The sequence below is a fragment of the Pseudomonas sp. TE36184 genome (genome assembly GCF_054060055.1).
Genome location: NZ_JBSSCU010000001.1, coordinates 4,240,823 through 4,257,632 on the forward strand (window position 1 = coordinate 4,240,823; position 16,810 = coordinate 4,257,632).

The window sequence follows — 16,810 nt, forward strand, 5'->3', positions numbered from 1 at the left end:
GGGTTACTCCGAATCGTCGGTGGAAAGGTCCAGGGCGATGCTCGCCGTGAGGTCTTTCGGGCAGTTGTGGGGTTTGATCTTGATGAATGCCTCAACGGCGGTTTTGCTCTTCCAGACCAGCACGATGTCGCCGTCTTTCGGCGATTCGATCTCGCCCGGGAACACCTCGCCGGCGAACTTGACCGACTTGGCCATGCGGCGCAGTGGGGCCATCAGCGCGTTGACGTTCACGGCCATGCTGTTGGGAGTACTGTTCAAACGACGATCGGCGACACGACGGATCAGCAGTGGCCGCACCAGCCGCGCCGCCTTATCTGCCAAGCGCAGGTACTCGATCACCTGGTAGTCGCTGGCCGGGGTGTCCAGCAGGTTGCCGTCGCCCCAGTACACGCCGGGATAGTCGGGATAGGTCTGAGAAACAGAAAAGCGCGCCTTGTCGAGTTCGGCCCGGATCGAGGACGGCAGCGGCTTGCCTTCCTTGTCCACTGGCGTGCTGCCCAGGCCAAGAACTGCGCCGGTGGCCACCCGCATAGGGCTGTCAGCGATACTGACGGCCGCATTTGCCAGGCGACCGGCCAACACGCCCAGGTCATTACCATGCAGTTGGGGCACAACCAGGACGCGGGGCGCTGCCAGGTCGGCGGTGATCGCCTTCTGGTCCAGCAGGTATTCGTCCCAGGTCTGCAGCGGCGTGGGGCTGGCAGTCGCGGCCATAATGAACACCCGACGCCCGTAGACATTGCCCAGGGACACGGCGGCGTCATGCATCGCTGACAGCTCATTGCCCTTGGTCACCGGCTGGGTAATTACAATCGATTCAACGGAGAAGCCCTGCTGCTGGGACAGCTCCAAAGCGGCTTGCCAGTCGCCTTCCGCGCCGATCGGAGCAGCCACGCAGGCCCAGCGATCACCACCGTTCAAACGTGCAGCCGTGACCTGGGCTTTCAAATCGCTGGCCGGCACGCCCAGGGCTACATCCAGATCACTGTCGGTGTTTAAGGTGATCAATTTGCCGGTGTTTTTCGGGCCGGGACCGATGAACAGAAAATAGCGCTCGATCTCAGTCACGGCGCCTTGGCCCAGATTGAGATTGTTAACGCTGACTTTGCCAAGTGCCATGCTGTGCCTCGTTAGCGGGGTGAATTAAGGATTTGTTGGAAGACCTGGTTAACCAGCTCGCGGGTTTCGCTCCCGGTCTCCACGCCGAGGAACTGGCGCTTTGGCAGGGTGATGTCCCAGCTTTGCGCGCCGGTGGACTCGGTTCGTTCGTCGTTCAAAATGCGGATCAGCAAGCCAGCCTTGGCGTAGTTCACATGCTCTTGAATCCAGGCCACTGACGGCCTGGTCAGCGCCTTTTTGCCTTTCTGTCGGACACGAAAGCCCAGCCGGCGCAGACGTTTGGCCTGTTTTTCGGTGCAGGCGATGCCTGGCGAGACGTTGTTCCAGCGGCGCATCTGTGCAGCGGTACGCCGCTCGCTGACGCCGTTGTGCTGCTGCGCGGCAACCCAGCGGGTCAACGCGTTTTTCCAGCCCAGCTCAGCTTCGTCCGAGCTGACACGGGTGACCTGCAGCAGCTTGGCCAGGCCGGCTTCCATCTTCTTTTTGCCCTTGGCACTGCCCTTGCGCTCGGCGAAGGGGCTGCCGTCCAGGTTCTTCTGTTCACGAACCCGCTTGCGGCTCATGGTCCGCACGCGCTTGGTAACGTTGTTCAGCAGTCGCCGGCGCAGTTGGGGCGGCAACTCAAGCAATGCCAACTGGGCGTCGACGTTGAGCAAGCCCCTGACATCGAGGTCGAGCGGACTAGCGGCCATCGCTGCCCACCTCACCCTGCTCTGCCACCCAAAGATCGAACGGCACGAACGCCCAGGTCTTGCCAAACGCCTCGATCTCGCCGTCCGGATCTTCGGCCAGGTACTGTGGCTCGATGAATTCCAGGGACAGGTCCACGTCGAAGGTGTCCTGGTCCAACGGCTCAACAGAGAACATCGGCGCCGGCAGATCGTGGCGGCCGCGATCGGGATCGTGGGTCTCAAGCCAACTGCCTACCAAGGCCATCAGCCTGGCCGGGTGGTCGGTGAAGCTCTGCAGGGAGAACACGGCGCGATAGCGCATGTCAGCCATGTGCAGGCCGTCGCGGTCAGGCTTCCAGATCAGTTCAAGGCTGACCTGTTCGGTCCAGCTGTCGAAGTTCTCCTTGCCCACCAGGTCGCGGGCCATAAGGTAGGCGGTCAACGCCTGCAGTTGGATCACAACAGCGCCGCCGTAATGCGGCCACGGCCCTGCAGGGCACGGACGGCCTGTTGGCTGAAAGCCAGGAAGGTTTCCGCACGCTCGGGCGCTTCCTTGCCGGTGTTTTCAGCGCTTTCACGACGGGTGACCGTGGCGAACTGCGGCAACAAGTTGCCTTTGGCGCGGCAGTACACCGCGCGCTTGTACAGCTTCACCTGGAAGGTACGTTCCGGCAGCAGCGTGGAATCCGCGGACTCGACACGCGCAATACCGTTGCCCTGCCAGCGGGCTTTGCACTTGGCCAGGTCCGTATTGACCTCGACCATGGCAGTGTTCAACGCGTCGACCAGCAGCTCTACCAGGTACTCCGCCGGCAGGCGTTGTTCCTTCTGGAATTCGGACACGGAGAGGTCAGGCCAAAAGCCGTCGTTCTCGATCGTCTGTTCCACAAAGGTGGTGGGTTTCCCGGAAAAGCTCATCGCTGGTCACTCAAATAGGGCGGGGAGCCTGTTTTCAGTGGGACGGTCCATAAATGGGCGGCTCACTTCCACAGGTCCCCGCTGGGGGGGTAGTCGGTTATTCGGAGACCGGGTTAGCGGCCGCTTGTTTTTCCAGGGCCTTGCGGACCCTTTTGATACGGGTGTCGTTGCCGGCTTGGGCGTACAGCTCCGTCGAGCGCTCCAGGTGCTTGAGTGCAACCTCAAATTCCCCGGCCTCCATGGCGCGCATACCGATCAACTTGTGGTACTTGCTCGGGATCTGCTCCGTCAGTTGCCATTCGCCGTCGACCAGCGGCAGCAGGTCAGAGAGGTAAGGCTCCGGGCTGCGATTGGCTTTGTATTCGGCGTAGGCCCACTCGCACACGGCGTCAGCGACAAAGGTCTGGATGTCGCGGCGCTTGAAGCGCTCCGGCATCTGCTGGCCCTGCTCCATCAGGAAGTCCGCCAGTTCCAGGGCGTCATCGAACTGGACGGTGTCGAACAGCCAGACCATGACCTGCACCGCAACGCGGTTCGGGAAGTTCAGCCCCGATTCGCAGTAGCGCTGCACGTATTCTTGGTACTTGGGCAGCAGCTCTTCGCGTTTAAGCGCCTGGCGTCCGGCCAGGCCATTGATCGCGCTGATGCGCTCCAAGTCCTGGTCCAGTGCGGCTTCCTGCAGCAGCAAGTGCTTGCGCGCATTGGCAGGGCTGCTCAGGGCTTCCGCCGGCGAGTAAGGAAGCGCAGCGGAAGCGGCAGCCGCTACAACGGCGGCGCCTCCAAGAGCGATGGTGCGGCGCTTGTGCGCCAGGGCCAGACTCACGCCACCAGCTCCACGTTTTCGGTCATGGCGAACTTTTCCAGCTGCTCGATCACATAACCTTCGTTGCGGCTGTTGTAGTCCTCGACGCGGGAGCGTTTCGGGTTGTCGATGGTCTGTTTGCGCCAGCTGGAGTCCTGGAAGTAGATCGACAGGTTGTCCCAACTGGTGACGACCACACCGTTGACCGGGAAGAACGGCACGCTAAAGCTCGGCAGGCCGCCGTAGGTGGCGATTACTTGCGCTTCTTCGATGCGCTCTTTTTCGGTCGGAGTGTCGCCCTGCTTCGAATACAACTTCGCCTTGTCAGCAGCCAACAGGTCGGTACCGATGATCGCGATCAGGTCGCCGGCATCGCGCAGACGCTCGTCCACCAGTTGCTTGGTGTCATGCACCAGGGCATCGAGGTTGGCATAGTCGCCACCGGCGCCGAGGGTGACTTTGCCGGCAACCTTGCCTTCCTTGAGTACCTGGGCCGGGATCTGCTCACGGGCCTGCTGCAGCCAGCCCTTGTTCACGTCCTGCAGCATTGGGTACTTGGTGATATCGGTCTGCTGGGCAGCATGGGTGCCATGGAAACCCACCATGATGCGGTCCAGGGCAATCTGCTTCTGCACTGCAGCCGAGTAGCGCTGGTGAAAGTCCGGGAACTTGGCCCAGGCGTCGATCTTGGCGTAGGGCAAGCCCACATCGGACTCGGTGGAAGACAGCTCGTAGGTGTCCTGATCCAGCGACGACGCATCTTTGGCTTCGCGATCCGTGGTCTTGGTATTGGTACGGCCGGTCACCGGACCAGACACGCCGATGAAGACTTTCTGGCCCTTGATCTCGCTGACCGGAATGACGTTGATTCGCTCCAGGAAATCCGACTTGGCCGTGATGGCGTCGTTCAGTTCCTGGGCAATGGTCGGATCGACGCTAAAGTGCTTGCTGGCCAGCTCCACACCGTAGCTTTCGGCGATGGCCAGTTGCAGTTCGGCATACATCTTGGCGCCGTAGGCGCTCAGTGAATACGCCATGTCAGAGCACCCGCTTTTTGACGGTGGTTACCGGGCCGGAATTGCGCGGCAACTGGCGACCATTGGATGTGTTCTGCAGCGCGGTGAACTGCTTTTGCAGCGAGGCCATGCTTGCCAGCAGGGCTTTATTCGTGGCACCGCCCTTACGGCTGAACTCGCGTTCTTCTTCGGCGGTGGTCACGATGCCGTCGACAGCGGTTTGCACGTCGTCGATCGGGGCAGCTTCTGGCTCTGGAGCCTCTTCGGCGACGGGCTCAATCACGGCCTGAATGCCTGCAGCGACAATCAGCAGTTGAGCCAGCAGGGCTTTTAAAGCCGTTGCGGTAGCTTCATCCATAGGGGGTTCGGTCTCGGTTGGGGTGGTGGGTTCGGCGGGCTCAGCGTCCGCCGCGAAGCGCTTGAAAAAGCCAGTGAGCAAACCGATCAGCTTGCCCACTTCGCCTTGGGGCTCCTCCTCAAAGGAGCCCAGTTCAACGGAAGCGGCGTAATACGTGGCTTTGTTGGTTCGGCGGGAGAAATAGAGTTCCTGGGTGCCCAGGCTCGAAGGGCTGTCGGTGACCGCAAGGCCGGTCAGGTAGGATTTGCCGCTACCCGCAAAATTCGGCCAAATCTCAATGCTGGTGAACAACTTCTGCCCCTGGTCATTCAGGTACAGCAGTCGATCGTTGGGCTTGAGCTGGGCCTCCAGGGCAATTTGCCCTTCCTCCAGGTCGTCGCCCTCCTCAACCAGACGGACCGCGTAAACAGTGCCGAAAGAACCTTCCGCACGTTGGTGTTCACACCAGATCACAGCGGTGTATTTCGAAGGCTTGTAGGTTTCAGCGATGTCGCGCAGCTCCTGGGGAAGGATCTCGCGACCGTCGGCGGTGATGCCGCTGGTGGCGACACGTTTCCAGAACGAAACAAGGGAACGGGGCATGGGCGATAACTGCGCTCAATCGTTGAATGAGCCGCCACGATAGGGAGCCGGAGAGCCCCAAACAAACGGTTCAAATGCGCGTTTCTCCTATATCCGCGATATAGGTGGATCACGGAATTTAACCCCGCGTTTCCAGCGTTTTCGCCGCATAGACTGCGGCCCATGTACTACTCGACCGAAGTTAAAGAAGCCGCCAAACGCCTGTTTCTGCGCCGCTGTAAGGCAAAGGAAATTCAGGCGCAGCTCAACCTGCCCAACATCCGAATCGTCTACTACTGGATACGCCAGGGCGGGTGGGAAGACATGCTGTCGGACGAAGAACCGCTGACGGCCGTCGGCCGGCGGATCACCCTGCTCCTGGACAAAGCCAGCAGCCTGACCAAGGACGAACTCAACGAACTGGACCGGCTGACCACGGTGCGCGAGCGCCTGTTAAAGCAAGCGGTCAAACCGTCGCCAGCGCCCGTCGGGGAATCAGCAGGCGAGCCCCCGGAAGGCCGCCAACGTCCGCGTGGCGAACGATCGGGCCGTGCTGATAGCGGAGGGAAGAAACGCGAAAAGAAAGCCAAGAACGACATCAGCGGGCTGACCGAAGTCGACTTCCTGGATAAGTTCATCAGCAAGATGTACCGCTATCAGCAGGAGCTGTTCGCCGCCAAGCAAAACCCGCTGACGTGCCGTATCCGCAACATCCTGAAAAGCCGCCAGGTCGGCTTGACGTACTACTTCGCCGGCGAAGCGTTCATGGATGCGGTGCTGACTGGCGACAACCAGGTGTTCCTGTCGGCCAGCCGCTCGCAGTCGGAGATTTTCCGCAGCTACATCATCCAGTTTGCCAAGCAATGGTTCGACATTGAGCTGACGGGCAACCCCATCACACTCAGCAACGGCGCCGAGCTGCGCTTCCTCAGTACCAACAGCAGCACCGCCCAGGGCTACCATGGCCACGTCTATGTCGATGAGTATTTCTGGATTCGCGACTTCGACAAACTCAGCACCGTGGCCAGCGCCATGGGCACCCACAAGAAGTGGCGCAAAACCTACTTTTCGACGCCCAGCGCGGTGTCGCACCAGGCTTACCCGTTCTGGTCCGGCGAGGAATTCCGCAACAGCAAACGCGGCAAGAAAGCTGGCGGCACCTGGCCCACCGAGGCGTCGTATACCCAGGGCGCGCTGTGCCCCGACGGTCAATGGCGCAAGACGATTACCCTGGACGACGCCATCGCCGGCGGCTGCGATCTGTTCGACCTGGAACAGCTGCAGCTGGAGTACGACGAAGACAAATTCCAGCAGCTGTTCTACTGCAAGTTCATCGACAGCAGCCAGAGCGCGTTCGGGCTCAAAGACCTGGAGCGCTGCTATTCCGACCTGTCGTTGTGGGAGGACTACAACCCCGAACTGGATCGCCCATTCGGCAACAGCCCTGTATGGCTTGGCTATGATCCGAGCCGCACCCGCGACGACGCCACCTGTGTGGTGGTCGCCCCACCGCTGGAGCCCGGGGCGAAATTCCGCATTCTGGAAAAGCACAGCTGGCGGGGGCATTCGTTCAACTATCAGGCCGCCCAGGTCAAAAAGCTGACCGAGCGTTTCAACGTCCAACACATCGGCATCGACATCACCGGCGTGGGTTATGGCGTGTTCGACCTGGTGCGCGACTTCTACCCTAAAGCCACGCCGATCCATTACAGCCTTGAGACCAAGAACCTGTTGGTACTCAAGGCCCAGGACACGATCCAGGGCAGCCGCATCGAATGGGACGCCGGGTGGACCGACATCGCCCAGGCGTTCCTGACCATCAAGCGCGGCACCACTACCAGCGGCCAAGTGACCTACAGCGCTTCGCGCACCGACGCCACCGGCCATGCCGATATCGCCTGGTCGATCATGCACGCCCTGTTCAATGAACCCCTAAATACCAACAAGCGGCGCCGTAGCCGCTACGTCACGAGCGGAAACAATGCCCAAGACACGACGCAGAAAGCCCCAAGCCAGCCAACAGGTGCGACAGCAACAGCCCATGCGGGCGTTCACCTTCGGGGAGCCCGAACAGGTGCTGTCCGGCAACATCGGCGAGTACCTGGGGGTGTTTCTCAGCGACGACGGCGAGATCTACAAGCCGCCAGTGTCACGGGCGGGCCTGGCCAAGCTGCTGCGCGCCAACGCGCACCACGGCGCCATTCCCAAGTTCAAACGCAATTTGCTGTTGCGTGAATTCATCCCGTCCGAGGGTTGCAGTACGCAGACCATGGGCCGAGCGAGTCTGGACTACATGGTATTTGGCGAGGCGTATTTCTATCGCGACACCAACGCCTTCGGCGAAGTACTGGAGATGCAGCACCTACCGGCCATCAACATGCGGGTGAAGGTCGACGGCGGATTCAGGATGCTACTGCCCGACAGCAAGTACATGGACTTCGACCAGGACGAAATCGAACACGTCATGGACTATGACGTGGAACAGAACATCTACGGCGTGCCCGACTACCTGGGCGGTCTGCAAGCTCTATTGCTCAACGAAGCCGCAACCCTGTTCCGCCGGCGCTACTACAGCAACGGCGCGCACGCGGGTTACATCTTCTACACCAACGACCCGGACCTGACCGAGGAAGACGAGGAGAACCTGCGCGCCCAAATCAGCGCAAGCAAGGGTGTGGGCAACTTCCGTTCGATGTTCGTCAACATCCCCAACGGCAAGGAAAACGCCATCCAGATCATCCCTGTGGGTGACTTCCAGGCCAAGGATGAGCTGGAGAAGGTGAAGAACATCACCCGCAACGACGTGATCGCCGCCTGGCGGATGAACCCTGCCCTGGCCGGGATCATCCCGGAGAACAACGGCGGGTTTGGGGATATCGAGAAGATCGATCGCGTGTACACCAGCAACGAGATCAGGCCGATTTGTCAGCTGTTCGACCAGTTGAATGGCACCCTTCGAAATGACAGGCGTATCGACTGGAGAAAGCCCGATAACGCAGAGGAAACCGCTACCTGATGTTTCAGCAAACGAGAAATATTCTGCATCACATGCGAAGATAGTAGCAATTAGCTGCGCCCTGGGGAGGGAACATGAGAGTTACTTGTAAGTGCGGGCACAAGGGCAGGATTGCATCACGCGAGGTACTGTCTGCAGACTTCGCGAAACTGTACTGCCAGTGCCTAGACGCAAAGTGTGGGCATAGCTGGGTCGCAAATCTCACGTTCTCACACACGCTCAGCCCATCCGCGCAGACGTTTGACAGGCTGCTGATTGATCGACTGCGAGACATGCCCAGAGCCCAGCAGCGAGAGCTATTCGAAAAACTCGGATCGCAGGCAGTCGTATGATAAAAACCGCCGACAGGGACATGCCGGCGGCTCAGGAATCAATCTTCGTCGGGCTGGTCCGGGTTGCTTATCAGCGCTTCGGTCAGCCGGCGCAATTGTTCCTGGTCACGAAGACTCAACTGGCGATAGAAGCCAATCAGACGTCGCTCAATGTGCGAAAGCTCATACCGCGCAGATGCTGCTATTTCCACGTAACTGACATCGGCGTTTGTGCGATCCAACATGCTTACCACTCCATAAAATCCATTGCTGACGCACTGATATGGGGGCAAGCCGATGGCATGGCAGAACCAGATTACTCAATTCGAGCCTTTAACAACGTCGTCTGCCAACGCTTTTACAAAGCGCCGAATGGCTCGCTGATCGTCAGCCGGGATGCTGCGGTACTGCTGAACAATGCTGTCTTCAACCTCATTCAGCGAATCAAGGGGCAGCGTGCTACGTCGCCCAGTGAGGATGTAGGGCACATCGAAATCAAACTGGACCGCAACCTTGCTCAGATACGACGCTGTCGCATCACTAGACCCGGCCTCGTAGTTCGCTTGTGTTCGCTTTGCAATTCCAAGTGCTTCCGCGACCTGATTCTGTGTCATGCCGCATCGCTTCCGCTCTTCTTGCAGCCTAGAACCGATCTCTTCAGAAAGATGCACTTTTTTTCATCCTTACTATTTACAAATGCACTTAAGTGCATCATTGTGCATCTCACACCACATGAAATTGCACGGATCTGCACTATGCCGAACTCAAGCGTTACCGAGCAAGCCCGCAAGCAAGCGCGGGAAGCATTAGAAAAACGGGGCCAGTCAGCAAAGGACTTTGCAACCCAACACCAGCTCAACCCCAGCACCGTTTACGCGGTCCTGAGTGGCCAAAGCAGATGCCGCCGTGGGGAGGCGCACCGCGCGGCCGTCCTTCTGGGGATCAAAGACGGTGTAATTGCACAGTAATGGCCAGATCTCTGAGGGAACAGCAGAACATGAATATTCAGGTTCTAAAAACACGTCGTGAAGTCGTCAGTGCAATTATTTGCACCTACGAGGGCGGTCGCGAATGCGCCGCCGCCCAGATCGGCCTGCCGCTCAAAAAGTTTGATAACCACGCTTATGAGAACAACAACTGCCGTCCTTTGACCGATGCGCAGATTTTCCAGCTGGAGCGGGTCGCTGGCACACAGCACCTGCCCAACTATGTTGCAGCAATGTACGGCGGCATGTTCGTACCAGTGGTCCATCCAGACAGCCTGGATAACGTAGAGATGTATGCGCGGGCCATACAGAGTTCAGCTAAGCACGGGACGGTCGACCAAATCATTGCCCAGGCACTTGATGACGGGGTAATCACTGACGATGAAGCCGAACTGATCCAGAACGCCCACACCTTACACATGGCCGCACGCACAGCCGAAGTGTATGCCGCCATCGATCTATATCGCGCCAAATCGGGGAAAGCCAAATGACTGCTCAGACCAATGCCTTGGACTACCAGGAATGCATGCAGAACGCCGCGCTGGCTTTCCTTGAGCGTCATCAAGCCGAACACCTGGGCGATCTGTCGGCGCTTCTTAACCGCGCCATCAACCACCTGGTGGCCACCTTCGACGTATCCGAATCAGTTGCAATCAAGCTGACTGCCCTTGCCCATTTAGAGCTGCAGGGAGTCGCTTACCGTCAACGCCTAGATCTGGACTACAGCAACACCACCGTCGTGGTGATCAAGGACCCCATTAAAGGGGTTTGCTGGGCCGTACCCGTCAGCCTGATCTATGAACGCATTTTGACCGCCCCGGACAACGTGCGTTTGCGCTCCGCAAACTCGTAACACCAACCCAACCAATCGCCGGCCCCACGTCCCGTGGGTTTGGGTGAGCTGCGCCCGAAATCGAGGTTTAACGATGGCAAACGCCGTAATTGTCACCACTCAACTGCCCCCAGCCGAGGCCGAGGCGTTGCTGGCCGCGCTGCGTGAACAGTATCGATTAAGCCTCAACGAGCATTGGTACGACGACCAGTTCCGCCTTGTTGCGGACGGTCTGCGCCACGGTGCAATTCTCGCCCACGTCCCGGTGATGGCAGCGCAAAAACGCCTTATGGCCGCCCTCTCTCATAGCCTAAAGGCAGCGAAGTAATGTCCAAGATGAAAGATGATATCCGTGCCCAAATCATCGAGCGGTTGCAGTTCGATTTCGACTTGAAGGTCCGTACCGGCTCCAACTACATGCGCGGCGGCACATGCCCAAAATGCAGAAAGAAAGAGCTGTACGCCCGCCACGACAACCCTTGGCAGATCCGCTGTGGCCGGCCTGAACGCTGTGGCCACATCGAGCATGTGAAGGACCTGTATTACGACCTGTTCGAGGACTGGAGCAAGCGCGCACCGGCGACAGACAACGATCCGACGGTAACAGCGCGTGCATACCTGGAGTTTGCACGCGGTTTCGACGTAGGGACGTTGACCGGCTGGTTCACCCAGGAGAACTACGTAAACCACGAAACGGGCGAATCCAGCGCCACGATTCGGTTTCCTCTACCAAACGAGGGCTATTGGGAACGGCTGATTGATCGGCCGGCTCGCTTCGGCAAGATGAAGGCTCGCTTCAAGCCAAAGTACAGCGCCTTGGGTCACTGGTGGTGCCCTCCGACTGTCGACCTGACCACTGTTAAGGAGCTGTGGATTGTTGAGGGAATCTTTGATGCCGTTGCCTTGCTGCACAACGGGATCAATGCTGTGTCCGCGATGTCGAGCGTCAGCTATCCCGCGCACGCCCTGGAGCAACTGGCAGAACAACGCAAAGGCAACCTCCCACGCTTGGTATGGGCTCTGGACAATGAACCGGCTGCCCGCGGCTACCTGCAGCGCTGGGTAAAGATGTCCCGCCAGCTTGGATTCAGCTGTGCCGCTGCCCTGATTCCACAACGCGATGGCCGCAAGGTTGACTGGAACGACCAGCATCAGCGCTGGAGCTTTGAAGAAGCTGACAAGCGCGATCAGCGCCGTAGCCGTGACCTTGAAATAGCACGCCACGAAGGTGACCTGCTATTGGCACCCTCACCACGCGATAAGGCCATCCTGATGTACACCTGGGAAGACGCCACATCCGAATTTCATTTTGAGTTCGGGAGCAAGATGTACTGGGCAAAGTTCGACCTGTCGAAACTGGAAGATGAACAGCGCGCTCTTCTCAACAGCGACGATCACGACGACCAACAGCTCAACGATCGGCAGGCACGCAATAAGGTGCTGGAGTCCGTCTGCGCACTAAAACTGATCGCCAACTGTAATTTCCAGGCTCTGTACAAGCAGGTAAACGAAGTCACCGGCGACGCTTGGTTCTATTTCCAAGTGGATACCCCGAGCGACAACGCGCCCGAAAAACACACGTTTACCCCTAAGCAGATCTCATCCAGTAGCGAATTCAAGGCGCGCCTGATGAACGCCAGCGCAAGCTGGCTCGGCACCCAAAAGCATCTGGATCAGATCATCGTCCGTCAGACTGAACGCTTGAAAACCGTCGAGACGATCGACTTCCTCGGGTACAGCAAAGAACACAAGGCTTACATCTTCAACGACATCGCGGTGCAGGGCGGGAACGTCTACAAGGCCAACGACGAGGACTACTTCGAGTTTGGCCAGGTCCGCGTCAAGTGTCTGATGAAGTCGATCAAGATCAACATGGCAAGTGCTTCGAAGGGCTACCGCGACGACTGGTTGCCCAACCTCTGGCTGTGCTTCGGGGAGAAAAGCCTGGTAGCGCTGACATACTGGTTCGGCTCCCTGTTCGCGGAGCAGATCCGTGCGGACTACGAAAGTTTTCCATTCCTGGAGATGTCTGGCGAACCTGACTCAGGCAAAACCACGCTGATCAAATTCCTCTGGAAACTGTTCGGTCGCCTTTATGAGGGTTTCGACCCGGCCAAGGGTTCTATTTCCGGTCGTAGCCGAGCAATGGGCCAGGTGTCGAACATCCCGCTGGTACTGCTTGAGGCCGACCGTAACACCGATGCAGAGAATGCTAAGTCGTTCGAATGGGACGAATTCAAGGACTACTACGGGGGCGGTCTGCTGCGAACCCGAGGCGTGAAGAACAACAGCAACGACACCTACGAACCCCCATTCCGTGCCTCTATCGTCATCGCACAGAACGCTGGTGTATCGGGCCATGAAGCGATTCTGAGCCGGATCACCAAACTGTACTTCGCGAAACCCAACATCACCGAAGAAAGCCGCAAAGCGGCTGACTCTCTGGTGCAGACCGAGGTGGGGGACGTCAGCCATTTCATGGTCAAGGCCATGAAGGCAGAGCCGCAGGTCTTGGCGCGTTTCGCGGAGGCCTACCCGAAATACCGGGCCGAGCTGTGGGCAAGTAAAAAACTCTCGTCGGATCGCATCATCCGCAACCACAGCATGTTGCTTGCATTGGTCGACTGCCTGCAGCTGGTGCTGCAGGTGCCTGAACACATGGTTCGCGAAACACGTAAGTACATCACCGGGATGGCCAACGATCGCCAGGCGGCAATCACCACCGACCCACAAGAGCTGAACGACTTCTGGCAGGTGTACGACTACCTCGAAACTCTCCCTGGTAGCCCGCTGGTCAATCACAGCAAAAACCCTGGCGTCATCGCCATCAACCTCAACCAGTTTGCCGAGGTCGCCCACGAACACCGCCAGCGTATCCCCGACCTCGCCACCCTGCGCCGGATGCTCAAAGACGGCCGGACCCACAAGCTGATCGACGCAAGCAAGCCCACCGAAAGTGCTATCCGCGCAAACCTGCAGGCGCGTACCCCGCTGCAACCGGTGCCGCAGACCGTGCGGTGTTGGCAATTCAAGGCTTGAGGGGGGCTACATACGAAATTCAGGTAATCAACGAGCCAATAGATCCAGCAGTTTGCATTCCAATTTCTAATAACCAAGCCCCGGTCGCAGCGCTAGACTGCCCGGGGTGCTACAGCTTTCAGAGGGCTAGCAATGAACTCCCGATCGGATAACGTCCTGGTATTCACGGACCTGCAGCGCATAACCGGCTACCAACGCCGGTCTGACGTCGAGCGGTCGCTGATTGACCAGGGCGTTCGCCTGTTCCGTGGCCGCACTGGTCCATGGACTACGCTGGACCTTATCAACCAAGCCGCAGGCATGAAGCCCGCAGCTGCAGAGCGATACGACGCCGATATCCTATGAGGAAAGCAAGGAAGCGGAAGCACAATCCGCACATCCCCGCCCACATTGACCAGGCCGCTCTTCCAGCGGCTGTTTACTTTGACCAGCGAAATGAAGGGGTTTGGTACACCCTTCATCGTGACGAAACGGGCACGCAGCGCCGGCGGAATATTGCGCCGGCTAGCGTTTCGCTGGCAGAACTGCACGTGATCATGGATGAAGCTTCCAACGTCGACCGGGGAACGCTCCGCTACGTTTGCGCGCAGTTCCACGACAGCGATAGGTACAAGAGGCTCAGTTCGAAAACACATGACGATTATTGCTACTCCCGCGATGTGCTTCTGAACATTCCCACCAAGCTGGGAAAACCGCTGGGGGATCTCGCTGTTCGGAAATTCACCTCTGCCCTGGTGCAACGGATCGTTGACCGACTCGCGGACGAAGGCACGCCATCGAAAGCCGCTCATGCTCTACGCTACCTGCGCCGTGTACTGCAGTGGGGCCGCAACCGCGGCTTCCTGGAAGTGAACCCAGCCCTGGGCATTGAGGCGCCCGTCGAACGCAAGCAGCGCCGTCTGCCGAACCACCAGGTCATGGATGCCCTTATCGACCGGGCAATTGCCAGAGGTTTGCTGCAACGCAACGAGAAAGGCGGCTGTCCCGAATACCTCGGCTACGTTATGGAGCTGGCCTATCTCTGCAGGTTGCGGGGCATCGAAGTTGTGACCCTTACCGACGACAACGAACTGGCGACTGGGATACTGACCAACCGTCGCAAGGGCAGCCGTGACAATATAGTTCGCTGGACTCCACGGCTGCGCAAAGCCTGGGACAACGCAAAGGCCTATCGGTCCAAAATATGGGCCAAACGCAAAACCGCGATCCCGATCCATCCATCACGCCGAAACATCATTGTGGCCAGCCACGGCGGCCCACTGCGCAAAACCAGCCTAGATACAGCCTGGCAACGCTTCATCACCCTGGCGCTTGCAGACGACTTCATCACGCCGGAACAACGGTTTGCCCTGCACGACCTGAAACGACGCGGTATCACCGACACCGTGGGTAACCGAGCGGACAAGCAGGAGGCTAGCGGCCACCGCGACCCTAAAATGATGGACGTCTATGATCACAGCATCCCCGTAGTCTCCCCATCGGGCGAATGAAGCACGAGTGGCGAGGGACAAAAAGGTGTACTGTATGCATGAACAGTAGTAAAATACCTTGATCCCTGAAAAACCTTGTGTTACGACAGGGGGTATAAAATTCATAGCTAATGCATATATACTCTCGCGCCGCTCGAAACGAGCCGTTTGAGAGCGAGGCAAAGGAGGCTAAGAGATGATTATTTCCACGCAAAAAGCAGTTGAGTTCGCGAAGCATGCGCTCCAGCTCGCCTGGGATGGCAATCTCCCTGTCAAGCCAGATGTGATCGCGCAAGGCCTCGTGATCTTTAGAAAAGACGAAACGACAGGGGATTCTAAAAATATCCCTATTCAAGTGCGGGCACTTAATTCGCAGACCCTGAATGCGAGTGGGCAAGCTTCGCTTGAGAATACTCAAAATGGGTATGTTTTTTTCTGTGATTACAACTCAGAAGAAATCAGTTACCGGAACAGGTTCACGATCGCTCACGAGCTGGGACATGTGCTACTGGGTCACGTGAACGAAGGAAACCCTAGAGAGCGTGATACCACTTTCGGAAACTACAACCCAGTAGAGCGGGCAGCCAACATATTTGCTGCTGAATTGGTAATGCCTGAAATGAAAGTGAGAGAGCTATTCAGTGGCGCACGCTCAGTTCAACAGCTCTCCGAAATTTTCGGGGTATCCAACGCTGCAATGTCCTATCGACTTCAAAATTTGGGTCTAGCTAGATGAGTGAAAGCGATATGGAATTCGGTGCAACCGACCTGGGGGGGCCGAAAAATGCCTCTCCCAGCCAAGCCACTACTCCTGACGCAAACCTTACTAATGAACTCATCCGCAGGAAGGTCTATAGCCGTTGGTTCGCATTGTGCGCCCTTGGGGTGATGATGATGTCGGCGGTGGGATGCCTGGTCTTCTCGCTCTACGTGGGTAGTCATTACCTCGATCAAATCGATAGAGACACAGAAAGAAGGATCAAGGCTGAAGAAGCTTCTTTGGTTGAGAGCCAAAAGCATGACGTAGCTACACCACAAAAAAATGGTAAGCCTGGGACAAATCAGGCAAAAGAAAAAGCCACGGCATCAACTGCTCAAAGCGGTAGCGTTGTAACCGCTGAAAACCCTTACCTGAAATTCTTCGCACCACTGATTCCTGCATCGTTCTCCTCAGCCCTAGCAATAATCTTGTTCATCACCATTGCCCGTTTCGTAACGAACTTTGAGCGAATGGGTAGTGAGGGCAAGGATCGAGATCAAACTGAGGACTACGGCGCGATCGCTGCTTTAGTGCAAGAGATCGGGAAGCTTATTCAAAACTTGCGAGGCAAGGGGTAGTGCCCACGTCGTGATATTTATCCACAGAAGCCGCTAAATGCGGCTTTTTTGTGCCTGCTCAGTAACGCCGCTCCGACGCCCTTGCTCAGCTGCCACGCGGCTAAAAAGCACGTAACAAGTGAACAAGGCCCCCCTACCCACGGGGTATTTATCGTGTCCGCACGTAACAAGAAGGCACGTAACTCATTGATTCATATGTTTAGAGCACCTAGCTTGTAATCAGTAGGTCCCGGGTTCGACTCCTGGTGCCGGCACCATATTAAAAAGCCTCGCAGCGATGCGAGGCTTTTTTTTGCCTGACGAAATGTCCTTCCAGCCCGGCCTTCGGTGGGAGCATCTCCCAAGGCGACGAGTAGCGCTGATGCAGAGCCAAA

At 57.9% G+C, this 16,810-nt stretch carries 19 protein-coding genes; 12 read left to right on the forward strand and 7 right to left on the reverse strand.

Annotation, left to right across the window (positions count from 1 at the left end; genetic code table 11):
• Positions 1-3: 3 nt before the first annotated feature.
• From ACVWZP_RS19025 to ACVWZP_RS19055, 7 genes are all read right to left on the reverse strand, one after another.
• Entirely contained in the window at positions 4-1,119 is a 1,116-nt protein-coding gene (locus ACVWZP_RS19025; protein WP_457370034.1) for a DUF2586 domain-containing protein, read from the reverse strand.
• Between the two features lie 11 nt (positions 1,120-1,130).
• Positions 1,131-1,811 (reverse strand): virion morphogenesis protein, encoded by a 681-nt coding sequence (locus ACVWZP_RS19030; RefSeq protein WP_457370035.1) that lies wholly within the window; start codon positions 1,809-1,811, stop codon positions 1,131-1,133.
• Positions 1,801-2,250 carry a phage tail protein gene (locus ACVWZP_RS19035; RefSeq protein ID WP_457370036.1) on the reverse strand — a complete coding sequence of 150 codons (450 nt, stop codon included), beginning with the start codon at positions 2,248-2,250 and terminating at the stop codon, positions 1,801-1,803. Before ACVWZP_RS19035 ends, ACVWZP_RS19030 begins: the two co-directional genes overlap by 11 nt.
• A complete protein-coding gene (locus tag ACVWZP_RS19040; RefSeq protein ID WP_457370037.1) occupies positions 2,247-2,708 on the reverse strand; it encodes a head completion/stabilization protein in 462 nt (153 codons plus the stop codon). Before ACVWZP_RS19040 ends, ACVWZP_RS19035 begins: the two co-directional genes overlap by 4 nt.
• A 97-nt stretch (positions 2,709-2,805) precedes the next feature.
• Positions 2,806-3,531 carry a phage terminase small subunit gene (gene gpM / locus ACVWZP_RS19045; protein ID WP_457370038.1) on the reverse strand — a complete coding sequence of 242 codons (726 nt, stop codon included), beginning with the start codon at positions 3,529-3,531 and terminating at the stop codon, positions 2,806-2,808.
• Positions 3,528-4,547 (reverse strand): phage major capsid protein, P2 family, encoded by a 1,020-nt coding sequence (locus ACVWZP_RS19050; protein ID WP_261754120.1) that lies wholly within the window; start codon positions 4,545-4,547, stop codon positions 3,528-3,530. Before ACVWZP_RS19050 ends, gpM begins: the two co-directional genes overlap by 4 nt.
• A gap of 1 nt (position 4,548) precedes the next feature.
• Positions 4,549-5,466 (reverse strand): GPO family capsid scaffolding protein, encoded by a 918-nt coding sequence (locus ACVWZP_RS19055; protein ID WP_261754121.1) that lies wholly within the window; start codon positions 5,464-5,466, stop codon positions 4,549-4,551.
• A gap of 162 nt (positions 5,467-5,628) precedes the next feature.
• On the opposite strand from ACVWZP_RS19055, the gene ACVWZP_RS19060 reads away from it, so the two are divergent.
• The 12 genes from ACVWZP_RS19060 (at position 5,629) to ACVWZP_RS19115 (ending at position 16,436) form a co-directional block, all read left to right on the forward strand.
• On the forward strand, positions 5,629-7,680 hold the full coding sequence (locus tag ACVWZP_RS19060) for a terminase large subunit domain-containing protein (RefSeq protein WP_301278742.1): 2,052 nt from the start codon (positions 5,629-5,631) through the stop codon (positions 7,678-7,680).
• Positions 7,592-8,461, forward strand: a complete 870-nt coding sequence (locus ACVWZP_RS19065) for a phage portal protein (RefSeq protein WP_457370398.1) — start codon at positions 7,592-7,594, stop codon at positions 8,459-8,461. The genes ACVWZP_RS19060 and ACVWZP_RS19065 overlap by 89 nt, the downstream gene beginning before the upstream one ends.
• Positions 8,462-8,535: 74 nt before the next feature.
• Positions 8,536-8,793, forward strand: a complete 258-nt coding sequence (locus tag ACVWZP_RS19070; protein WP_448125674.1) for an ogr/Delta-like zinc finger family protein — start codon at positions 8,536-8,538, stop codon at positions 8,791-8,793.
• A gap of 734 nt (positions 8,794-9,527) precedes the next feature.
• Positions 9,528-9,740, forward strand: a complete 213-nt coding sequence (locus ACVWZP_RS19075) for a DNA-binding protein (RefSeq protein ID WP_448126388.1) — start codon at positions 9,528-9,530, stop codon at positions 9,738-9,740.
• Between the two features lie 29 nt (positions 9,741-9,769).
• On the forward strand, positions 9,770-10,249 hold the full coding sequence (locus ACVWZP_RS19080) for a YmfL family putative regulatory protein (protein WP_457370039.1): 480 nt from the start codon (positions 9,770-9,772) through the stop codon (positions 10,247-10,249).
• Positions 10,246-10,611, forward strand: a complete 366-nt coding sequence (locus ACVWZP_RS19085) for a hypothetical protein (RefSeq protein ID WP_457370040.1) — start codon at positions 10,246-10,248, stop codon at positions 10,609-10,611. The genes ACVWZP_RS19080 and ACVWZP_RS19085 overlap by 4 nt, the downstream gene beginning before the upstream one ends.
• 73 nt (positions 10,612-10,684) lie before the next feature.
• Positions 10,685-10,918 carry a hypothetical protein gene (locus ACVWZP_RS19090; protein WP_053253829.1) on the forward strand — a complete coding sequence of 78 codons (234 nt, stop codon included), beginning with the start codon at positions 10,685-10,687 and terminating at the stop codon, positions 10,916-10,918.
• Positions 10,919-10,926: 8 nt separating this feature from the next.
• Positions 10,927-13,629, forward strand: a complete 2,703-nt coding sequence (locus ACVWZP_RS19095; protein WP_457370399.1) for a toprim domain-containing protein — start codon at positions 10,927-10,929, stop codon at positions 13,627-13,629.
• 132 nt (positions 13,630-13,761) lie between these two features.
• Positions 13,762-13,974, forward strand: coding sequence for a hypothetical protein (locus tag ACVWZP_RS19100; protein WP_075117354.1), 213 nt, complete (start codon positions 13,762-13,764; stop codon positions 13,972-13,974).
• Entirely contained in the window at positions 13,971-15,119 is a 1,149-nt protein-coding gene (locus ACVWZP_RS19105; RefSeq protein WP_457370041.1) for a site-specific integrase, read from the forward strand. The genes ACVWZP_RS19100 and ACVWZP_RS19105 overlap by 4 nt, the downstream gene beginning before the upstream one ends.
• 175 nt (positions 15,120-15,294) lie before the next feature.
• Entirely contained in the window at positions 15,295-15,834 is a 540-nt protein-coding gene (locus ACVWZP_RS19110) for an ImmA/IrrE family metallo-endopeptidase (RefSeq protein WP_457370042.1), read from the forward strand.
• Entirely contained in the window at positions 15,831-16,436 is a 606-nt protein-coding gene (locus ACVWZP_RS19115) for a hypothetical protein (RefSeq protein ID WP_457370043.1), read from the forward strand. The genes ACVWZP_RS19110 and ACVWZP_RS19115 overlap by 4 nt, the downstream gene beginning before the upstream one ends.
• The last annotated feature ends 374 nt before the right edge of the window (positions 16,437-16,810 follow it).